The sequence below is a fragment of the Tardiphaga sp. 285_C5_N1_2 genome (genome assembly GCF_052076065.1).
In the GTDB taxonomy this organism is placed as follows: Bacteria; Pseudomonadota; Alphaproteobacteria; order Rhizobiales; family Xanthobacteraceae; genus Tardiphaga; species Tardiphaga robiniae.
Map to the genome: position 1 here is coordinate 2245287 of NZ_CP197241.1, position 19466 is coordinate 2264752.

Genomic DNA, 19466 nt, shown 5'->3' on the forward strand with positions numbered 1-19466 from the left:
ACGCTGAATTTAAAGGGCTATTTTTACTGCAATGCAGTATCTTGTCAGTCGGTCGCGATTGACGTACTCGAAGCCGAATTCGCCTTTAGACCGGTTTTAACAATAACGGTTGGTGGCGCTGCGTTTCCAGCGTCAACCACCTCATGACGTTGGGATGACGATGAGCCTCTATTCAGATTACCTCGCTGAAATCGAAAGCAGAAAAGCTCAAGGCCTCGCTCCCAAACCGATCGACGATGGCGCGCTCACCGGCGAAATCATCGCCCTGATCAAGGACACCGGCAGCGAATACCGCGCCGACGCCCTGAAATTCTTCATCTACAACACCCTGCCGGGCACCACGAGCGCCGCAGGCGTCAAGGCCGCGTTCCTGAAGGAGATTATCCTCGGTGAGGCGATCGTCCCGGAAATCACGCCGACCTTCGCGCTGGAACTGCTGTCGCATATGAAGGGCGGCCCCTCGATCGGCGTGCTGCTCGACGTCACGCTCGGCAGTAATACCGGGCTTGCGAAGCAGGCCGGTGAAGTTCTGAAGACCCAGTTCTTCCTCTACGACGCCGACATGTTCCGGCTGCGCGATGCCTTCAAGGCGGGCAATGCGGTCGCCAAGGGCGTGCTCGAAAGCTATGCCAAGGCCGAGTTCTTCACCAAGCTTCCGGACGTCGCGGACGAGATCAAGGTCGTGACCTACGTCGCCGCCGAAGGCGATATCTCGACCGACCTGCTGTCGCCCGGTAACCAGGCACATTCGCGTTCGGACCGGGAGCTGCACGGCCAGTGCATGATGACACCGCAGGCGCAGCAGGAAATCGTGGCGCTGCAGAAGCAGCATCCCGACAAGCGCGTGATGATGATCGCCGAGAAGGGCACGATGGGCGTGGGCTCCTCCCGCATGTCCGGCGTCAACAACGTGGCGCTGTGGACCGGCAAACAGGCCAGCCCCTATGTGCCCTTCGTCAACTTCGCGCCGATCGTTGCGGGCACCAACGGCATCTCGCCGATCTTCGCGACCACCGTCGACGTCACCGGCGGCGTCGGTGTCAATCTCAAGAACTGGGTCAAGAAACTCGACGCGGACGGCAAGCCGATTCTCAACAACGACGGCAACCCGGTCCTCGAGCAGAAATTTGCGGTCGATACCGGTACCGTCCTGACGCTCGATGCCAAGGGCAAGAAGCTGCGTGACGAAAATGGTAAGGAACTGGTCGACGTCGCTGCCGCCTTCACGCCGCAGAAGATGGAGTTCATGAAGGCCGGCAGCTCCTATGCCATCGTGTTCGGCAAGAAGCTCCAGACCTTTGCAGCGGAAACCCTGGGCGTCGAGCCGACCCCGGTTTTCGCGCCGAACAAGGAGATTTCGGTCGAAGGCCAGGGCCTGACCGCGGTCGAGAAGATCTTCAACCGCAACGCCGTGGGCGTGCTCGGCGGCAAGGTGCTGCATGCGGGCTCGGACGTGCGCGTCAAGGTCAACATCGTCGGCTCGCAGGACACCACCGGCCTGATGACCGCGCAGGAGCTGGAAGCGATGGCGGCCACCGTCATCTCGCCGATCGTCGACGGCGCCTATCAGTCGGGCTGCCACACGGCATCGGTGTGGGACAAGAAGGCGCAGGTCAACATTCCGAAGCTGATGAGCTTCATGAACAATTTCGGCGTGATCACTGCGCGCGATCCCAAGGGCAGCTATCATGCGATGACCGATGTCATCCACAAGGTGCTGAACGACATCACCGTGGATGACTGGGCGATCATCATCGGCGGCGACAGCCACACCCGCATGTCCAAGGGCGTGGCCTTCGGTGCCGATTCCGGCACCGTGGCGCTGGCGCTGGCGACGGGCGAGGCGACGATGCCGATCCCCCAATCGGTCAAGGTGACGTTCAAGGGCGCGATGCAGCCGCATATGGACTTCCGCGACGTGGTGCATGCGACCCAGGCGCAGATGCTCAAGCAATGCGGCGACAATGTTTTCCAGGGCCGGATCATCGAGGTCCATCTCGGCACGCTGCTGGCCGACCAGGCCTTCACCTTCACCGACTGGACGGCCGAGATGAAGGCCAAGGCGTCGATCTGCATTTCGCAGGACGACACGCTGATCGAGTCGCTGGAGATCGCCAAGTCGCGGATCCAGATCATGATCGACAAGGGCATGGACAATGCCGCGGGCACGCTGAAGGGCCTGATCGCCAAGGCCGATGCGCGCATCGGCGAAATCCGTTCGGGCGAGAAGCCCGCGCTGACGCCGGACGCCAATGCGAAATACTTCGCCGAAGTCGTCGTCGATCTCGATATCATCGACGAGCCGATGATCGCTGATCCCGACGTCAACAACGCCGATGTGTCCAGGCGCTACACCCACGACACGATCCGTCCGATTTCTTATTACGGCGGCACCAAGAAGGTGGACCTCGGCTTCGTGGGCTCGTGCATGGTGCACAAGGGCGACATGAAGATCGTCGCCCAGATGCTCAAGAACATCGAGAAGGCCGAAGGCAAGGTCGCGTTCAACGCGCCGCTGGTCGTCGCCGCCCCAACCTACAACATCATCGACGAGCTGAAGGCCGAAGGGGATTGGGAAATCCTGCAGAAGTATTCCGGCTTCGAATTCGACGATGTGAAGCCGAAGACCGCGAACCGTACCGCCTACGAGAACATCCTGTATCTCGAGCGCCCGGGCTGCAACCTGTGCATGGGCAATCAGGAAAAGGCGGAGAAGGGCGATACCGTTCTGGCGACCTCAACCCGCCTGTTCCAGGGCCGCGTCGTGGAAGACACCGCCGAGAAGAAGGGTGAATCGCTGCTGGCCTCGACCCCGGTCGTAGTGCTGTCGGCGATCCTCGGTCGCACGCCGAGCGCCGAGGAATACAAGGCCGCCGTCGAAGGCATCGACCTGACCAAGTTCGCACCGCCGAAGGTCGGTGCGATGGGCGCCTCCGTCCATTACTAAGGGCGGACAGCGATAGTTGTTCAAAAATTGGCGCGGCAGGTGAAGGCCTGCCGCGCCGCAGGGCTGGTACGCGAGCGGCATCAATCGCGTGGTGTATGACATGACGAGCAGGCCGTCCGGGACGATCGAGTGGGAGTGATGTTGAGCGCCGTCGTCTGATTGTAGTCGATCGGACTGTCGGCGCTTCAAGCTCAGAGCCAGGAGTGAACAATATGGCCACCTTTATTCTCATCCCCGGGGGCTGGCAGGGTGGCTGGATCTACCAACAGGTCGCCGAGATTCTCACAGCGCACGGTCACAAAGCCGTACCGATGACTCTTGCAGGGCTGGGCGATGCTCCTGCCCCAACGGCTAATCTTGATACTCACATTGGTGAAGTCGTCGCTACCGCAGGGGCGCAACACGATGACCTGGTCATTGTTGGCCAGTCCTACGGTGGAATGATCGTGAGTGGCGCCGCTGATACTGAGCCATCGCAAATCCGGGCGCTAGTCTATGTGGACGCCTATGTACCTGATACAGGCGATTCCGTATGGTCACTGACGACGCCTCGCTTTCGTGATCTCTTTGTCGCGGGGGCTGAGGCTGATGGCCTCACTTGCACGCCGCCTCCCAATCTCGATCCGCGATGCCGGCCGCAACCAATCGGGACGTTTCTCCAATCGATCAAGCTCCGCGGACGTTGGCATGACGTGCCGCGCAAGACCTTCGTCGGTGCATTTGGATGGGAAGGAAGCCCATTTCATGATCTGCACAAACGCTTGAGTGACGATCCGGAGTGGTCGACCTTTGCCTTTGATTGCGGGCACAATATCGCGCGGCACAAGCCCGAGGCGCTGGCCGATATATTGCTGGCTCACGTCTGATCAGCAAGTGGCGCAGAATAGCGAAGCATATTCCGCCGCATTGCAGATGGGTGGCGCAATACGCTTCGCTATTGCGCCCTACGTCTCACGCCAGCAATTTCGTCGGTACACCCAGCACCGGCCCGGCGTCGGCCAAGCGCTGATCCAGCGTCTGCACCGTAGCGCCATGCTCCGCGGCGAGGGCAAGATGCAGCGCCTCGCCGGCGCGGAGTCCGAGCGTGTGTTGATCGACGAACTTTGCGGCCGTTCTGAAGTGTCTGCCAGTCACCGGCAACACCGTAAAACTCTCGACGACCAGTCTGCTGAACATGGCCAGCGCAGCCGCGCGCTGTTTCGGATGGATCTGCAAGGTTCGCAGCTTCATTGCCAAGGTTGAGGACATCTCGGTGATGGTCCAGTCGCTGATCAGAAGCTGCGCGGGATCCTGTTCGGCAAGCCAATCCTGGACGTATGACGTCATCGCCGCGTTCGAAAGCGTGGCGACAATCAGCGACGTGTCCAGATAGAGCATCAGGAGCGGTCGCTGTCCCGCATCGATCGCACCAGATCGGCGGCGGCCTGTGTCTGCAACGGCATGCTCGCTGTCAGGGACTGGAGCTGGGCCGCGTCAATCGGCTTGCGCGGCCTGGCCACGGCCGTGAGCCGCGCGACCGGCTTTCCGCGCCGGGTGATGCGATCGAATCTCCCGCCTCGACCCGATCGACAAGTTCGCTCAAATGGGTCTTTGCAATCTGCCAGATTGATCGCGTTCATATGCCGCTCCTGACCATCTACATGGTCATATAGCTCTGGAGAGTTCCAGTGACCCCAGAGCGGACTTTTGTTAGCCGGTCGGTGGCTTGCCGGTGAAGACCGCCAGTTGATCGGCGAAGGCGCGCTTGTAGGCGGGCCGTGCTTCGCCGCGGGCGATGTAGGCGCAGAGGTTCGGATAGTCCTCCAGTAGTCCCGACCCGTTCAATCTGCGCAGCACCGTCACCATCAGCAGATCACCCGCGCTGAACCTGCCGTCGAGCCAGTCGGCGTCGCCAAGGCGGGTGGACAGGTCTCCCAGTCGGGCGCGGACGCGATCGTCGAGAATCGGCAGGCGCGTCGCGTACCACGTCTTGTCGCGCTCCGTGAGCGTGGCGGCTCCGCGTTCCACGATCGGCGGCTCCACGGTGCTGAGCGCGGCGAACATCCAGGCGATCGCGCGCGCCCTGGCATTCGCATCGTCTGGCAGCAGGCCCGGATGGCGCTCGGCGATATGGAAGACGATCGCCCCCGACTCGAACAGCATGAGGTCGCCGTCTTCGTAGGTCGGGATCTGTCCGAAGGGATGAAGCCTGCGATGTGCGGGTTCTTTCATCTTAGCGAACGACAGTAGACGGACGTCGTAAGGCTGGCCCACCTCTTCGAGCGCCCAGCGAACGCTCATGTCACGCGCCAATCCCCTTCCGCGATCGGGAGACCGTTCAAAGGCGCTAATCGTGGGCATTGTTTCTCTCCACCTGGGTGTTTCGCATCCTTAGGACGAACGAGCAGCGCCTCTCCCGACAACCGATTTCGATTTTTGGCCGCGGAATTTCGCGGGCCGAACTTGTCATCGGACCCCGCCGGACCACGGATATTCTTCGAAACCGAGAGCATTGAGCGAGCTGCTAACTTAGAGATGAAATTACGGAGCGTCACACGCTCGATTCAGAATGATCAAGATGAGGTGGCTGTTCGAGTGAAGGACGGTCGCCTGCGGCAGTCGCCAGACGACATGCGACTGATCAATGCACCCCCGCTCAAACGCGGGATGTGCGTCATTCTCCGCGATGTTACGACTGGCTCATCATCCTCCCGGAGCCCCTTCATGTCTGACGCGCCTGCACCGAGCCAAGCCCCTACCGCCGCCGAGACCGATCCGAACACGCTCGGCTTCATGCAAGGCTTTCCGCCGCCGCAAGACAGGCTCATCACCTTCCACGACGGCTCGTTCCGCAACTTTCCCGAACTGCGCTGGGCCTGGAGCAATGTCCGCCAGCTCGTGCCAACGGTGAATGTCTGGCGCGGCGCAGGCGGCGCTTCGGTGCTGCCGCGCGCGGAGCGCGATATCGGCGGAATCGCGTCGACCACCATGGACGGCCGGCCGATGACCTTCGCGCGCATGTTCGACGAGACTTATGCCGACGGCATCGCCGTGCTGCACAAGGGCAAGTTGATTTACGAGCGCTATGCCGGCGCGCTGAAGCCGCACAAGCCGCATATCGCCATGTCGGTGACCAAGTCGTTTACCGGCACGCTGGCCGGCATTCTGGTGGGCGAAGGCAAGATCGATCCGCAGGCGCCGGTCACCGACTATGTGCCGGAGCTGAAGGCGAGCGCCTTCGGCGATTCTGATGTGCATGAGGTCATGGATATGACCACGGGGCTCAAATACACCGAGGTCTATACCGACAAGAATTCCGATGTGTGGGGACTGCGGCGCGCCAATGGCATGGCGCCGATCCCTCCGGATTACGAAGGCGCGAGCGACATCTTCGCCTTTCTCTGCACGCAGCAGAAGCAGGGCGAGCATGGCAAGGCCTTCGCCTACAAGACCGTCAACACCGACGTACTGGCCTGGATCATCCGCCGTGCCAGCGGCATGACGCTGTCCGATCTGTTGTCGGAACGCATCTGGGCGCCGATGGGGGCGGAGGAGGACGCGCATTATCACGTCGACCGCATCGGCACCGAGAGCGGTGGCGGCGGGCTGTCGACGACGCTGCGCGATCTCGCGCGCTTCGGCGAGGTGATGCGCAATCACGGGCGCTTCAATGGCCGCCAGATCGTGCCTAGCGCAGTGGTCGAGGACATCGAACGCGGCGCCGATCCCGCCAAGTTCAAGCCGGCCGGCTACACCACGCTGCCTGGCGCGTCCTATCGCAACCAGTGGTGGGTGACCCATAATGAACACGGCGCGTATATGGCGCGCGGCGTCTACGGGCAGGGGCTCTATATCGATCCGAAGGCCGAGATGGTGATCGCGCGCTACGCGTCGCATCCGGTCGCTGGCAATGCCGCTAACGATCCGGTGACGCTGCCGGCCTATATGGCGCTGGCGAAGGAACTGATGGCGGGCTGACCATCAGGGTTCGTGGAACTCGAGGGAACCCGGTCGGGAACCTTGGGGCAGGTTGGGCGTATGCTTGGCGGCCGACATCTTCCGTCGGCGCCAGGCGGACCCCTCCAGAATGATAAAACCCTTGTCCATCGCTCCGTGGCTGCGCTGCTGGTGTGCGGCGCTGTTGATGTCATGCACCGGCGTAGCAACGGCGCCTCTGTATGCGCAGGAGCGGGCGTCTGGCGCCCGGGCCGCCCGCAGCAATCCGGCTGTCGCCACTGACGGCGCGACGCTGATTCATGGCAATTACTGCGGTGCCGGCAATCGGCCGGGCAAACCGCCCATCGATGCCCTCGATCTCGCCTGCATGAATCACGATGCCTGCACACCGGCGAGCGGCATTCCTAACTGCGACTGCAACGCCAGGCTTCGCGACGAAGCAGCCGCAGTGGCCGGGGACCCCCGACAAGCGCCGGAGCTCCAGAGTCTGGCAGCATTGACCTCAGCGGCTGCGGCCGTGATGCTCTGCAAGCCGATGATCGATGCCGCAGTCCCTCCGGTGGTTGCTCCTGTCCCTGTGGCTCGGGACGCTCCTGCAGCAGGCGCGCCAGTGGCAATCACGCCGGCTCCCGTTGCTGGAGCACCTGTGTCGATTGTCCCTGATAGTGTTGCGCCCGTGGCTGCCGCTCCCGTAACGGACGTATCTGAAACCCCGCTGCCTGTCGCGCCAGTCACTGACGCTCCCGCGCCTGCTGTACCCGTGCCCAGGTCGACCGCGTTGCCCTGAGCAGGCAGAGTCTTGATCGCCTCTTGCGCGCTGCGATCTTTCCGGGGCAATCATGACCGCGAGTCCAGATGCGCCGACAGCGCAGCTCATGGCAGAGGGGATCGCGCATGAAATTACTTGTCGCACGAGTCATGACGCTCGCATCCCTGCTGGGGCCTTTGGCGCTTGGCTCCGCAGCGCTGGCGGCGGATCCCATCCGTGTCGGCGCGGTGCTGCCGTTTTCCGGCGGTGTCGAACTTTATGGTGAGCAAGCAAAACTCGGGCTCGATCTCGCTGCCAGGGAGATCAACGCGGCGGGCGGCATTCTCGGCAGGCCGCTCGAGGTCATCTATGTCGATGACAAGACCCGGCCGGCCTCCGCCGAAAGCGCGATGCGGTCGGTGATCGACAGCGGCGTCGTGGCGGTTATCGGCCCTGTCACCTCGGCCAACTTCAATGCGATCAGGCCGCTTGCCGAGAGCACGAAGACGCCGCTGCTCTACGCCACCAATTTCGAAGGCGGCACATGCAGCCGCTACATCTTCTCGTTCAGCACGGTGCCGAACCAGGATCTCGGCCAGTTGCTGCCCTATGTGAACGAGGCTGTCGGCAACACCTACTTCCTGCTCGGCGCCGATCGCGTCTGGCCGCACCAGATGTTCGATATTGCCAAGCCGCTGATCGAGAAGCTCGGCGGCAAAATCGTCGGCACGCAATATACGCAGGGGACCGAGACGGACTTCACGCCGCTGATCAAGCAGGTGGCGGCGGCCAAACCAAAGGTGCTGCTGTTCGCGCTGAAGGGTGACGGCATCGATTTCATCCGGCAGGCCGACGATCAGGGATTGTTCAAGGACACGACGGTTGCGTTCCTGGGACTGTCCGAGATCGATCTCGGCATCTTCAAGGGGAAGGGCCAGAACATGATCACCGTGGTGCCGTCGCTGGCGACCAGCGATGCGCCGGAGATGAAGGCCTTCGTCGCCAGGGTGCGCGCTGCAACCGGAAATGACGTGCTGGTGTCGAACTATGTGATGACGCACTACAACACGCTGATCGCGCTCAAGGCTGCGATCGAGAAGGCGGGTCGTGTCGACAAGGAGGCCATCGTCGATGCACTCGGTGGGCTTACCATCCCGTCGCCGACTGGGCCGGTCACCATCGATGCAAACCACTATGCGACCATGAGCATGTTCATCGCCAGGACGCAGGGCAGTGAATTGGTCACCGTCCGTGCGCTCGGCAGAATTTCGCCGCAGCCGGGTTGCACATTGGCTGGTCGCTGATCGCAACTGGCGAGCAGACGGCTGGTGTAAGTCGCGCGAGATTGCTTAACTCGGCATCGACACAATTCTGGATGAGCGAAGAGGACAATGAATGGCACGTGTGCGCTGTATCACCGAGATGGGCATGGGCGTCGACGTCCACGGCCGCGATGCCACCAAGGCTGCGAAGCGCGCGGTCTCCGATGCAATCCGCCATTCCAGCGTTGGCTTCTTCCGGATGGTCGGCAAGACGCCGCATGACATGTTCGTCGATGTGACCGTCGCGGTGCCGAATCCGGACGACGTCGACACGGCGGCGGTCGCGAAGGAATTGCCTTACGGCACCGTGACCGTGACCGCGGTCAAAGGTGGCCTCGACATCCCGGCCGAGAGCGGCGGCGACGGCATTCTCATTGCCAATGCGGCGGTGATCGTGAGCCTCGACGACGGCAAGTAGATCGGCCGCCTCGGACGACGCCCGCGCTTTCCGCGATCCCGAAAACTGCCTTCCATCCAATTTGGGCTTGACCAATCCATAGCTCGCCGGTTATTGATCAAATCGATAACTGACGGGTTATGGATGCGATGCTGACCACCTTCGATGTGCTCTTCAAGACGCTCGCCGATCCGACCCGGCGTGCGATCTTCGAGCGGCTCTGTCGTGACGGGGAGCAGACCGTCGCGGCACTGACCGCGCAAGCCGGGGTTTCGCAGCCGGCGGTCTCCAAACATCTCGGCGTGCTGAAGCAGGCGGGGCTGGTGCTCGATCGTCAGAGCGGCCGTCAGACACATTATCGATCGCAACCGGCGGCCCTGGCGCCGCTGCTCGACTGGACCAGTCAGATGGCTGGGTTCTGGGAGAGCCGGTTCGACGATCTCGAACAACTGCTGAAGAGGATGGACAATTGACCAATACTGCAGCCGAAACACGTTCTGTCGTCGTCGAGCGGGAATTTGGCCATGCGCCGGAAAAGCTCTGGCGCGCGCTGACCCAGCCGCATCTGATCGCCGAGTGGCTGATGAAAAACGATTTCCAGCCCGTCCTCGGGCATCGTTTTGATCTGAGCGCAAACTGGGGCGTGGTCGCTTGCCGGGTCACGGAAGTCGAGCCGAACCAAAAGCTCGCTTACACGTGGGAGGCCCTGGGTCTCGAGAGTGTCGTGACCTGGACCCTTACGCCTTCCAGCAACGGGACACTGCTGCGGATGGAGCAGGTCGGCTTCCGGCCGGATCAGGAGCAGGCCTATCAGGGCGCCAAGTTCGGATGGCCGCGATTCCTGGCGTCGATGGAGCAGCTTCTGTCGCGACTGGACTGAATTCGGCCGACACAGAATCTCACGCCACTTCCGCATTGCACTGAGGGTCGCTCAACATGAGCCTATGGATCAGATACGCACACCGCTGGCTGTCGCTGGCCTTTACCGGGACGGTCATCGCCAATTTCGCTGTCCGCGGATTTGGCGAGCCGCCAGCCTGGGTGACCTTCTCGCCGTTGCCACCGCTGTTTCTGTTGATGTTCAGCGGTCTCTATATGTTCGTGCTGCCCTATACCGCAAAGTGGCGTAGAGCAACGCCGGGCAGTGGACGGATGAACGCGTGAATTGGAATGCGCATGGATATTTTTGATCGTCTCAAATCAGCTGCGGCCGATGACTGGTCCAGCTATGTCGATCATAGTTTCGTCCGCCAACTCGGCGCCGGCACGCTGCCTGAGCCCGCGTTTCGCACCTATCTGGTGCAAGACTATCTGTTCCTGATCCAGTTCGCGCGCGCCTATGCGCTGGCGACGTACAAGAGCCGCTCGCTTGACGACATGAAGGCGGCCCAAGGCGGACTTGCGTCCATCCTCGGCGAGATGGAGCTTCACGTAAAACTGTGCGGGAGGTGGGGATTGTCGCCGGCCGATATCGAGGCTGCGCCCGAGTTGCAGGCGACGGTGGCCTATACGCGCTTCGTACTGGATTGCGGCGCTGCCGGGGATCTGCTCGATCTGCATGTGGCGCTGGCGCCCTGCGTGATCGGTTATGCCGAGATAGGCAGGAAGCTTGCGCCTGACGGTGCCGACGCGCTCGGAGATCATCCGTATCGCGAATGGATCGGCGAATATGCCGGCGACGCCTATCAGGATATCGCGATGAAAGCACGCCGCCATCTCGACGATCTCGCCGCGCGTGCGATGACCGAGCGGCGCTTTACGGAGCTCGCAAAACTGTTCGGTCAGGCGTCGCGCCTGGAAGCCGATTTCTGGCAGATGGGGCTGGACGCGCGCTAGTGCGACGCGCAGCGGTCAGGACAGAGCATGGCACCCGTCAAAGTCGATCCCGCGAATGTGCGCGAGTTCAAGAGCGCCGACGCCTTCTATAAATGGCTCGGCAAGAACCACGACAGGGCCGGTGAGATCTGGATCAAGGTTCACAAACTGAAATCTGGTCTCGCATCGATCACGCCGAAGGAGGCGATCGATGTCGTGCTGTGCTGGGGCTGGATCGACGGCATCCGCAAGGGGCTGGACGAGACGAGCTTTCTGCAACGCTATTCACCGCGCGGGAAGAAGAGCGTGTGGAGCAAGATCAATGTCGACAATGTTGCGCGCCTCGTCGCAGAGGAGCGCATGACCGAGCATGGCCTTGTCCATGTTGAGGCGGCCAAGGCCGATGGTCGCTGGGATCGCGCCTATGGCAGCGGCAAGGACATGGCGATTCCCGCCGATCTGCAGGCCGCGATCGACGCCGAGCCGAAAGCCAAAGCGATGCTGGCCAAGCTCAGCGCCCAGAACCGCTTCTCACTGGCATTTCGGGTCCACAACATGAAGACCGAAGCCGGCCGCAAGAAGCGGATTGCGGCCTTCGTCGAGATGCTCAAGAAGGGCGAGACGATCTATCCGCAGGGGAAGAAGTGAGCCGCGACGGGACGCGGCTCATGCTACCGATCACTTCCGCTTCGGCCTCCTGATCGCGCGTACCTTGCCGCTGGCTCCGCCGCCGGCGAAGAACTGATCGGCACCATCTGACTCGAGGCCGGAGACGCCACTGCCTGCCGGCAGTGCGAGCTTCTCCAGCGCTTCGCCGGTTTGCGGATCGATGCGCCTGATGTCGCTCTCGTCGTTTTCCCAGGTGCCGTGCCAGAGTTCGCCGTCGACCCAGGTCACGCCGGTGACGAAGCGGTTGCTCTCGATGGTGCGCAGGATCTTTCCGGTGTCGGGATCGATCTGGTGGATTTTGCGCTCGCGATATTGCCCGACCCACAGCGTGCCTTCGGCCCAGGCCATGCCGGAGTCGGCACCGCCGCCGGGCGCAGGGATGGTATTCAGCACGCGGCCGGTTTGCGGATCGATCTTCTGGATACGGTCCTCGGCGATCTGGAACAGATGCTTGCCGTCGAATGCCGTGCCGGCATGAGCGGCGACGTCGATGGCGCGCACCGTCTTGCCGCTTGCGGGATCGAGTGCGTGGAGTTTGTTTCCGGATGCGAACCAGACTTGCGTGCCGTCATAGGTGACGCCATGCACGCCATCGACGCCCTCGAAGGGGCCATATTCACGAACGATTTCTGCTGCGGATGTTTTCATGAGTGTTTCCCTCGTGACGATGGCGACGACCCTAATGATCCGGTAGCGGCGGCGGGAGTAACAACATCGTCGCGAGTCCCGGCAGGGACGGCGACATCCAGCGGCGCGCCCGTCCGCGGCCGAATGGTTGTACCTTATTAGTGGCGGCAAGTTCGTCGAGTGCCCGCTGAACGCTGCGCTGGCTGGTATCGAGCGCGAGCGCCAGTGCAGAGCTCGACCAGGCTTCTCCATCGGCGAGAAGCGCGAGCACTGCGGCGTGTTCTTCCTCGACGGGCCGCGCCAGCACGACGACGTCGCGGGCGCGGCGCAGTACCAGCGCAAAACCGGGCTTGGTCGCGTTCACCTCGGCCAGCGGCGCAAGCAGTTTGCGCAGTCGTCCCATCTCGACGCGGAGTCGCGCGCGATGGGAGTCATCGGCATGTCTGGCGCGGAATGCGCGCGCCAGCAGCGTTTCGCGCGAAACATCCGCAGGCCATGCTTCGCCGAGTGCGCGGGCGAGGGCGAACAGGACGGGCCGGGTCGCCAGCGACAGCTCTGTTTTCTGACAGCGGATGACATGCCGGCACGCATCGATGACAATGGCTTTCGAATTCTGCAACGCCTCGACATCGTCGAGCAGCAACACGCGTTCGCCGCCACGTGCGATCAGACGCGCAGCGGGAGCGTCGAGGAGCCGGGATGCAGTGTTCACTTCGGCCGTTAGCGCCGGAATGCGGGCAAGCCTGGCGGCACGCTGCGCGTCGGCAATGGCGGCGCGTGATTTTTTCGCCTGCAGGCGGCGCATCGCAATGCCGGCGACGACCAGCGCGTGAGCCGTACGCAAGGCGGGCGGCAGAGGCGCGGGATCGAGCGCGCCGAGCTTGCGCTCGGCTTCGTCGAGACGCCCGATGAGCAGAAGGCGCCTGACGTCGAGATAGCCGCCATAGGCTGCATTCACGTGGTCGCCGTGGGCGTCGAGTGTGAGCCGTGCGGCGTCGAGCGTCTTGGTGGGCCAATGAAGATCGCGCGAGACGAGGGCGATTTCGGCCTCGGCGACGATGCACCGCGCACGCGCCACCGGTTCCTTCGCACCGAAGGCACGCGCGGCTCGTTTCACGAGATCCTTCGCGCGTGCGAAATCGCCGAGCTGTGCCATTGCGATGCCGCGCAGCGCGAGTGCCGGCGCGTCATCACGCAATGCAACACGCTTCAGGGCACCGAGCGGATCACCCGCCGCGAGCGCATGACCTGCGGCGGTGATCAGGGAGTCCATTCAAATCCCGCCACACTTGTCACTCCCACCCGTCCATTGCCGGATCCTAATCTACCTCACGACGATCAACCGGCAAGTCGTGCCGGCAACGCATGACGATGGACGAAAGTGGAGAGAAGACCATGACGGCACCGATGAAAACACCACCGATTGTGTCACCGCAGGCATGGGAGGCGGCGCGAACGGACATGCTCGTGAAGGAGAAGGCTGTCATGCGGGCGCGCGACGCGCTCGCTGCCGAGCGCCGGCGGATGCCATGGATGGAAGTGGAGAAGACCTATGCATTCGAGGGGCCTGATGGAACGGCAAGCCTGCGCGACCTGTTCGACGGTCGCCGCCAGTTGATCGTCTACCGCGCTTTCTTTGAGCCCGGTGTGTTCGGTTGGCCCGATCACGCCTGCCGCGGCTGTTCGCTAGGGGCTGATCAGGTTGCCCACCTCGCGCATCTGAATGCCCGCGATACCACGCTCGTCTATGCCTCGCGGGCACCGCAGGCGGATATCGCGCGTTTGAAGGCGCGGATGGGCTGGGAGATGCCGTGGGTCACCATCACGGACAGTTTCGACGCCGACTTCGGTGTCGACGAGTGGCACGGCCACAACGTGTTCTTCCGCGAGGGCGACCGCGTGTTCCGCACCTATTTCATCAACAGCCGCGGCGACGAGGCGATGGGGACCACCTGGAGCTATCTCGACGCGACGCCGCTCGGCCGCCAGGAGGTCTGGGAGGATTCGCCCGAAGGCTATCCGCAGACTCCGACCTACAAATGGTGGAACTGGCACGACAACTATGTCGCTGGCGCCGCACCCGACAAGAAATGGGTCGAGGTCTCGGATGCCGGCGAGGCGACATTCCGGAAGACCGATGAGTAGCGCCCTCGACGATGTCATGGATCGTGCGAAGGCCTATCGCTGGAAAATGGGTAGCCTTGCGCCGGCCGCCGACTGGCTATGCCTTGCGGCCGCACCGGCCTTCGCATTGATGGCGCTGCTGACGGGTGTGCTCGATGGCAGTTCGCCGGACCTACTGTGTTCAACGTCGCGTTCATCGCCGTGGAGTGGAATGGCGATGATGTATGCCTTCATGAGCTTGTTCCATACCGTGCCCTGGCTCAGGCTGATATCCGGCCGATGCCGCCAATCGCAGTGGCGGACGTGACGGTTGTCGCGCGCTTCAGGCGCGCGGCAACTTCTCGAACCGCTTGATCAGCCGCTCGCGCTTGAGGCGCGACAGGCGCTGGATCCAGAACATGCCGTTGAGCTGGTCGATCTCGTGCTGGTGGCAAACCGCACGCAGGCCGTCGGACTCTTCGAGCTGTGTATTGCCGTCGATATCCTGATAGGCGAGTCGGATACGCGCATGACGTTGGATGTCGTCATTCACACCGGGCATCGAGACACTGCCTTCCTGATGCATGATCAGTTCGGGCGAGGCCCATGCGATCTCCGGATTCACATAGGTCTTGGCGCCATCGCCGAGATCGAGCACGACGACGCGCAGGGATACGCCGATATGCGGCGCGGTGATGCCGATGCCAGGAGCGGCATGCATGGTGTCGCGCAGATCGTCAGCGAGCGCGCGCAGCGCATCGTCGAACACGGTGACATCAGCAGCCGGCTGCGCGAGAAGCGGATTGGGATAGCGGACGATAGGGCGGATGGTCATTCCGGCAGTCCCGCAGCCTTCAGCGCATCCGCATAGGTCTTCGCCATGGATTCGACGGGGACGGGGATGCGCGCAAAGAAAGCGGAGACCGTGAGCTCCGGTTCGATGGTCAGCAGTTCCTCGACTACCTGCGCTGCACGTTCGTGCGCGCCGGTTTTCACGAGCGCCACGGCGAGCGCGCGGAGTGCAACGGCGAAACGCCGATTCTGCAGCAGCGCCTTGTCGGCCCAGTTGATCGCTTCGGGATAGTTCTCGTCGATGATCGCGGCGATGGCCAGCGCACCGGAGACGAACCAGCCGTGCGGATCCAGCGGGTTCAAACGTCGTGCGCGATCGAGCAGAGCGCGGCCGGCCTGCTGCTGTCCGCGCATGGTCTCGATCCATCCGGCCAGTGCAAGTGCAGTGGCGGAGTTTGGATTGATCGCGAGCGAGCGGCTGAACAATTCGACGGCCGCGTCCTTCGCCGTCTGTGGCTCGGCGAGATTCCAGATCGCAAACGCGGCCATCCAGAGGATTTGCGGATCGTTCGGCATCCGCTCGATGGCGCGATGCGCCAGCGCGAGGCCTTCGCTGCGATGGGCGTCGTCCGGGCTGATCCAGCCCTGGAAGTGTCGCTGCGCATGGCAATAGGCGGCCGCTGCCATCGCGGGCGCGTAAGCCGGATCAATGGCCAGAGCCTGATGCAGGCAATCCAGCGCCGCGGTCATGCTTTCGGGCGTGAAATCGTGTTGGTAGCCGGAGGCGCGCAGCAGCAGGTCATAGGCATCGGGCTTGTTCGGACGGCTGTGCTTGCTGCGTTCGATCTCGGCGATGCGCAGCGTGGGCTCGATGGCGGCGACGGCTTGTTCGGTGATGCGGTCCTGCAGGTCGAACACGTCGCTGCGGTCGCTATCGAACTTGTCGGCCCAGAGATGCGCACCGGAACGGGCGTCGATCAATTGCGCAATGATGCGAAGCCGCTCGCCGGCGCGGCGGACGCTGCCTTCGAGCACATAGTTGACGCCAAGCATGCGGCCGACCTCGCGGATGTCGACCGGCTTGGATTTGTAAATGAAGGACGAGTTGCGCGCGATCACGAACAGTCCGCTGCAGCGGGACAGCGCGGTGATGATTTCCTCGGCGATACCGTCGCCGAAATAATCCTGCTCGGGGTCGGCGCTCATATTGGTGAAGGGCAGCACCGCGATCGACAGACCTGCGGGATCGGCGGTAGCGGGCAGGAGTGCAGTTGCGGGCGTTGTCACCACGAGCGGAGAGGGGCTGTCGGTCTGTTCGATGACCTCGCCGACGAAGCGAAACCCCTTCCGCGGCAAAGTGCGGATCAGCCGCTGCTGCTCGCCATTGTCGCCGATGGCGGTACGGGCCGCGTTGACCCGGCTGCTGAGCGTCGCCTCGGACACGATGCGGCCATGCCAGACTTCGGCCAGCAGATCGTCACGGCTGACGACCTTGTCCCGGGCGCGGATCAGGAATTCCAGCACATCGAACACCTGCGGCTCCACCGCCACCGTGTTCGTGCCCCGCCGCAGCTCCCGCCGGTCAGTGTCGAGGACGAATTCGTCGAACCGGAACAGCAAGATAGGGGGTCCAATACCTGTTGTCGCGCCAAGGCCTTGTGCGCAGGAGCGTCCCCTAGCACACCCCGTCTCAACGATAAATCATGGCCTTCTCAAGAGAAAATCGGAGAAATCTTCAAGCGAGGATGCCGGTACCGCGGCATGGTCCGCACATCGACGGCCTCAACCGTCATTGCCCGGAGGACCTGCACCATGACGAATGACAAGCGCGACACCAGTCACTTCAACCGCCGCAGCCTGCTGGGCGCGGCGCTCATGGGCATCGCCGCGGCTCAGTTCGGCGGCATCGGCTCCGCCGCGGCGCAGGCCGCCAAGGCCGGCAAGCAGCTCCCGGCCATCAAGCGCGGCACGCATACGTCGTTCAAGCCGCTGAAGCAGATCAATGCCGGCGACCTCAGTGTCGCCTATGCCGAGGACGGCCCGGCCAACGGCCCCGTTGTGCTGCTGCTGCACGGCTGGCCCTATGACATCTATAGCTATGTGGATGTCGCGCCGCTGCTGGCCTCGGCCGGCTACCGCGTCATCATCCCGTATCTGCGCGGCTATGGCGGCACGCGCTTCCTCTCCGACGCGACGGTGCGCAATGGCCAGCCGGCAGCGCTTGCCACCGACATCGTCGCGTTCATGGACGCACTGAAGATCGAGAAGGCGGTGGTCGGCGGCTACGACTGGGGTGGCCGCACGGCCGACATTCTGGCTGCGATCTGGCCCGAGCGCGTCAAGGCGCTGGTCGCCGTCAGCGGCTACCTGATCGGCAGCCAGGAGGGCAACCGCATGCCGCTGCCGCCGAAGGCTGAACTGGAATGGTGGTACCAGTTCTACTTCACCACGGAGCGCGGCCGGCTGGGCTACGACAAGTACCGGCACGACTTCGCCAAGCTGATCTGGAAGCTGGCCTCGCCGAAGTGGAATTTCGACGACGCCACCTATGACCGCTCGGCCAAGGCGTTCGAGAATCCCGATCACGTCGCCATCACCATCCACAACTATCGCTGGCGGCTCGAACTCGCCCAGGGCGAGGCGAAGTATGATGAGCTGGAGAAGCGGCTGGCGCAGGGGCCGGTGATCTCGGTGCCGACTATCACCATGGAAGGCGACGCCAATGGCGCGCCGCATCCCGATCCCAAGGCCTATGCGAAGAAGTTCACCGGCAAGTACGAGCATCGCACGGTGAATGGTGGCATCGGTCACAACCTGCCGCAGGAAGCACCGCGTGAATTCGCCCAGGCCGTCATCGACGCCGACGCGATGGCACGCTGAGGGATCCGCGATGCGATGGATTCTTGCAGCGAGCCTCGCGGCAGGTGTGGTGTCATCCGGGGTGGTGGCGGCCCTTGCCGCCAATACCGCCAATCCGGAAAACCTGTCGCCGATCTATGGCATCGCGCTTCCGGATGACTACCGCAAATGGGAGCTGATCGCGCCGGCGCAGGAGGCCGAGCCTCTGAATGAATTGCGCGCGGTGGTCGGCAACGACATCGCGGTCAAGGCCTATCGGGATAGCAAGCTGCCGTTCCCCGATGGCACGGTGCTGGTGAAACTCGCCTGGAAGCACACCCAATCGCCTGAATTCGAATCTGCCTCGATCCCCGGCGCCGCGACCACGGTTCAGGTCATGGCGAAGGATTCGAAGAAATACCCCGCGTCAGGCGGCTGGGGCTTCGGCCGCTTCATCGACGGCAAGCCGGTGGATCAGGCGCAGCACGAAACCTGCTTTGCGTGTCACGAGGCACGCGTGAAGGAGCGGGATTACGTGTTCACGAAGTGGGCGCCGTAAGCGCCCATTTCACGAAACGCCGACCTCGGCCAGAAACGCCGTGAGGAAAGCCTCGGTCCGCGCGTGGCGTTCTTGTGCCATGCGTCGGCCGGTGGCGGTGTTGAAGCCTTCCGCGAGCGTCAGCAGTTTGGCCGGCAGATGGTCGATCGCATAGTTGCGATCGTCGAATGGGCGATGGCGCGCAGCGGGATCTTCCGGATCGTACAGAAAGGACTGCATCCGCCCGGCGGTGTAAAAACAGCGCGCGATGCCGATGGCGCCCATGGCGTCCAGCCGGTCCGCGTCCTGCAGGATCTGCGCTTCGATCGTTTCAGGTGTGATCTTCGCCGAGAAACTATGCGCCGCGATGGCATGGGCAACACGCTCGAGCCGCTCGGTCGTCCAGCCGAACGGGGCGAGCAGGGTCACCGCGTGTTCGGCAGCGAGGCGCGAGGCGCTGGCGCGGAGCGGTGAGCTCTTCTCGACGGCGACGCAGTCGTGCAGCAGCGTCGCTGCCGCCAAGATCTCGGGATGGCCGCCTTCGGCTTGCTGGATGGTGCGGACGTTGGACCAGACGCGCGCCAGATGCGCGACGTCATGCGATCCGTCATCGGTCTTGACGTGATGTAGAAGTGAAGAGGCCAGCGTTTCGAACGGAGCGAAGGCGGCAGCGATACCGGTGATCTCAGTCATGGCGTCGTTGTTAGATTGGCCGCCGGGCGTTGCCAAGCGTG

The 19466-nt window shown here is 63.0% G+C and carries 21 protein-coding genes and 2 pseudogenes; 15 read left to right on the top strand and 8 right to left on the bottom strand.

From position 1 onward, the window contains the following. Positions 1-160: 160 nt before the first annotated feature. The 3 genes and pseudogenes from AB7951_RS10720 to AB7951_RS10730 all read left to right on the top strand — a co-directional run bounded on the left by AB7951_RS10720 (position 161) and on the right by AB7951_RS10730 (position 3813). Positions 161-2947 carry a bifunctional aconitate hydratase 2/2-methylisocitrate dehydratase gene (locus AB7951_RS10720; RefSeq protein ID WP_120292529.1) on the top strand — a complete coding sequence of 929 codons (2787 nt, stop codon included), beginning with the start codon at positions 161-163 and terminating at the stop codon, positions 2945-2947. Positions 2948-3023: 76 nt separating this feature from the next. After that, a pseudogene (locus AB7951_RS10725) lies at positions 3024-3086 on the top strand (GMP synthase (glutamine-hydrolyzing)); the annotation flags it as partial. 73 nt (positions 3087-3159) lie between these two features. After that, the gene (locus AB7951_RS10730; protein WP_120292205.1) at positions 3160-3813 is read left to right on the top strand and encodes an alpha/beta fold hydrolase; all 654 of its coding nucleotides are present in this window, start codon (positions 3160-3162) and stop codon (positions 3811-3813) included. An 85-nt stretch (positions 3814-3898) separates the two neighbouring features. On the opposite strand, the gene AB7951_RS10735 is transcribed toward AB7951_RS10730, so the two are convergent. The 3 genes and pseudogenes from AB7951_RS10735 to AB7951_RS10745 form a co-directional block, all read right to left on the bottom strand. After that, positions 3899-4324, bottom strand: coding sequence for a type II toxin-antitoxin system VapC family toxin (locus AB7951_RS10735; RefSeq protein WP_199712117.1), 426 nt, complete (start codon positions 4322-4324; stop codon positions 3899-3901). Beyond that, positions 4324-4566 (bottom strand): annotated as a pseudogene (locus tag AB7951_RS10740) (type II toxin-antitoxin system Phd/YefM family antitoxin). Before AB7951_RS10740 ends, AB7951_RS10735 begins: the two are co-directional and overlap by 1 nt. Positions 4567-4636: 70 nt before the next feature. Beyond that, entirely contained in the window at positions 4637-5287 is a 651-nt protein-coding gene (locus AB7951_RS10745) for a glutathione S-transferase family protein (protein ID WP_120292210.1), read from the bottom strand. A gap of 363 nt (positions 5288-5650) precedes the next feature. On the opposite strand from AB7951_RS10745, the gene AB7951_RS10750 reads away from it, so the two are divergent. From AB7951_RS10750 to AB7951_RS10785, 8 genes are all read left to right on the top strand, one after another. Then, complete coding sequence (locus AB7951_RS10750; protein ID WP_120292212.1) at positions 5651-6904, top strand: serine hydrolase domain-containing protein; 1254 nt, start codon at positions 5651-5653, stop codon at positions 6902-6904. An 873-nt stretch (positions 6905-7777) separates the two neighbouring features. Next, positions 7778-8935 (top strand): substrate-binding protein, encoded by a 1158-nt coding sequence (locus AB7951_RS10755; RefSeq protein ID WP_158596848.1) that lies wholly within the window; start codon positions 7778-7780, stop codon positions 8933-8935. Positions 8936-9026: 91 nt separating this feature from the next. Beyond that, positions 9027-9371 carry a Lin0512 family protein gene (locus AB7951_RS10760; protein ID WP_089263881.1) on the top strand — a complete coding sequence of 115 codons (345 nt, stop codon included), beginning with the start codon at positions 9027-9029 and terminating at the stop codon, positions 9369-9371. Between the two features lie 128 nt (positions 9372-9499). Next, positions 9500-9823, top strand: coding sequence for a metalloregulator ArsR/SmtB family transcription factor (locus tag AB7951_RS10765; protein WP_120292533.1), 324 nt, complete (start codon positions 9500-9502; stop codon positions 9821-9823). After that, positions 9820-10230 (top strand): SRPBCC family protein, encoded by a 411-nt coding sequence (locus AB7951_RS10770; protein WP_120292216.1) that lies wholly within the window; start codon positions 9820-9822, stop codon positions 10228-10230. Before AB7951_RS10765 ends, AB7951_RS10770 begins: the two co-directional genes overlap by 4 nt. Positions 10231-10286: 56 nt before the next feature. Then, on the top strand, positions 10287-10514 hold the full coding sequence (locus AB7951_RS10775) for a hypothetical protein (RefSeq protein ID WP_120292218.1): 228 nt from the start codon (positions 10287-10289) through the stop codon (positions 10512-10514). Positions 10515-10526: 12 nt separating this feature from the next. Next, a complete protein-coding gene (locus tag AB7951_RS10780; RefSeq protein WP_199712118.1) occupies positions 10527-11186 on the top strand; it encodes a TenA family protein in 660 nt (219 codons plus the stop codon). A gap of 27 nt (positions 11187-11213) precedes the next feature. Then, on the top strand, positions 11214-11813 hold the full coding sequence (locus tag AB7951_RS10785) for a YdeI/OmpD-associated family protein (RefSeq protein ID WP_120292223.1): 600 nt from the start codon (positions 11214-11216) through the stop codon (positions 11811-11813). A gap of 30 nt (positions 11814-11843) precedes the next feature. Here the strand turns inward: AB7951_RS10785 and AB7951_RS10790 are convergent, their stop codons facing one another. Together AB7951_RS10790 and AB7951_RS10795 are read right to left on the bottom strand one after the other, a co-directional pair. Beyond that, positions 11844-12482 (bottom strand): DUF5074 domain-containing protein, encoded by a 639-nt coding sequence (locus AB7951_RS10790; RefSeq protein ID WP_120292225.1) that lies wholly within the window; start codon positions 12480-12482, stop codon positions 11844-11846. Between the two features lie 31 nt (positions 12483-12513). Beyond that, positions 12514-13734: a helix-turn-helix domain-containing protein gene (locus tag AB7951_RS10795; RefSeq protein WP_120292227.1), complete on the bottom strand. Its 1221-nt coding sequence runs from the start codon at positions 13732-13734 to the stop codon at positions 12514-12516. Positions 13735-13856: 122 nt separating this feature from the next. Here AB7951_RS10795 and AB7951_RS10800 point away from each other — a divergent pair, with 122 nt between their 5' ends. Both AB7951_RS10800 and AB7951_RS10805 read left to right on the top strand, forming a co-directional pair. Then, entirely contained in the window at positions 13857-14606 is a 750-nt protein-coding gene (locus AB7951_RS10800) for a DUF899 domain-containing protein (protein ID WP_120292535.1), read from the top strand. Beyond that, positions 14599-14892, top strand: a complete 294-nt coding sequence (locus AB7951_RS10805) for a hypothetical protein (RefSeq protein ID WP_439061691.1) — start codon at positions 14599-14601, stop codon at positions 14890-14892. Before AB7951_RS10800 ends, AB7951_RS10805 begins: the two co-directional genes overlap by 8 nt. Before the next feature lie 15 nt (positions 14893-14907). On the opposite strand, the gene AB7951_RS10810 is transcribed toward AB7951_RS10805, so the two are convergent. Further along, the gene (locus AB7951_RS10810) at positions 14908-15399 is read right to left on the bottom strand and encodes a peptide deformylase (protein WP_439061690.1); all 492 of its coding nucleotides are present in this window, start codon (positions 15397-15399) and stop codon (positions 14908-14910) included. Then, the gene (locus AB7951_RS10815) at positions 15396-16976 is read right to left on the bottom strand and encodes a winged helix-turn-helix domain-containing tetratricopeptide repeat protein (protein ID WP_120292232.1); all 1581 of its coding nucleotides are present in this window, start codon (positions 16974-16976) and stop codon (positions 15396-15398) included. The genes AB7951_RS10810 and AB7951_RS10815 overlap by 4 nt, the downstream gene beginning before the upstream one ends. A gap of 255 nt (positions 16977-17231) precedes the next feature. On the opposite strand from AB7951_RS10815, the gene AB7951_RS10820 reads away from it, so the two are divergent. Then, positions 17232-18236, top strand: a complete 1005-nt coding sequence (locus tag AB7951_RS10820; RefSeq protein WP_439062667.1) for an alpha/beta fold hydrolase — start codon at positions 17232-17234, stop codon at positions 18234-18236. A 10-nt stretch (positions 18237-18246) separates the two neighbouring features. Next, positions 18247-18753, top strand: a complete 507-nt coding sequence (locus tag AB7951_RS10825; protein ID WP_120292234.1) for a cytochrome P460 family protein — start codon at positions 18247-18249, stop codon at positions 18751-18753. Positions 18754-18762: 9 nt separating this feature from the next. Here AB7951_RS10825 and AB7951_RS10830 read toward each other — a convergent pair whose 3' ends face one another. After that, positions 18763-19425 (bottom strand): HD domain-containing protein, encoded by a 663-nt coding sequence (locus AB7951_RS10830; RefSeq protein ID WP_120292236.1) that lies wholly within the window; start codon positions 19423-19425, stop codon positions 18763-18765. Between the last annotated feature and the right edge of the window lie 41 nt (positions 19426-19466).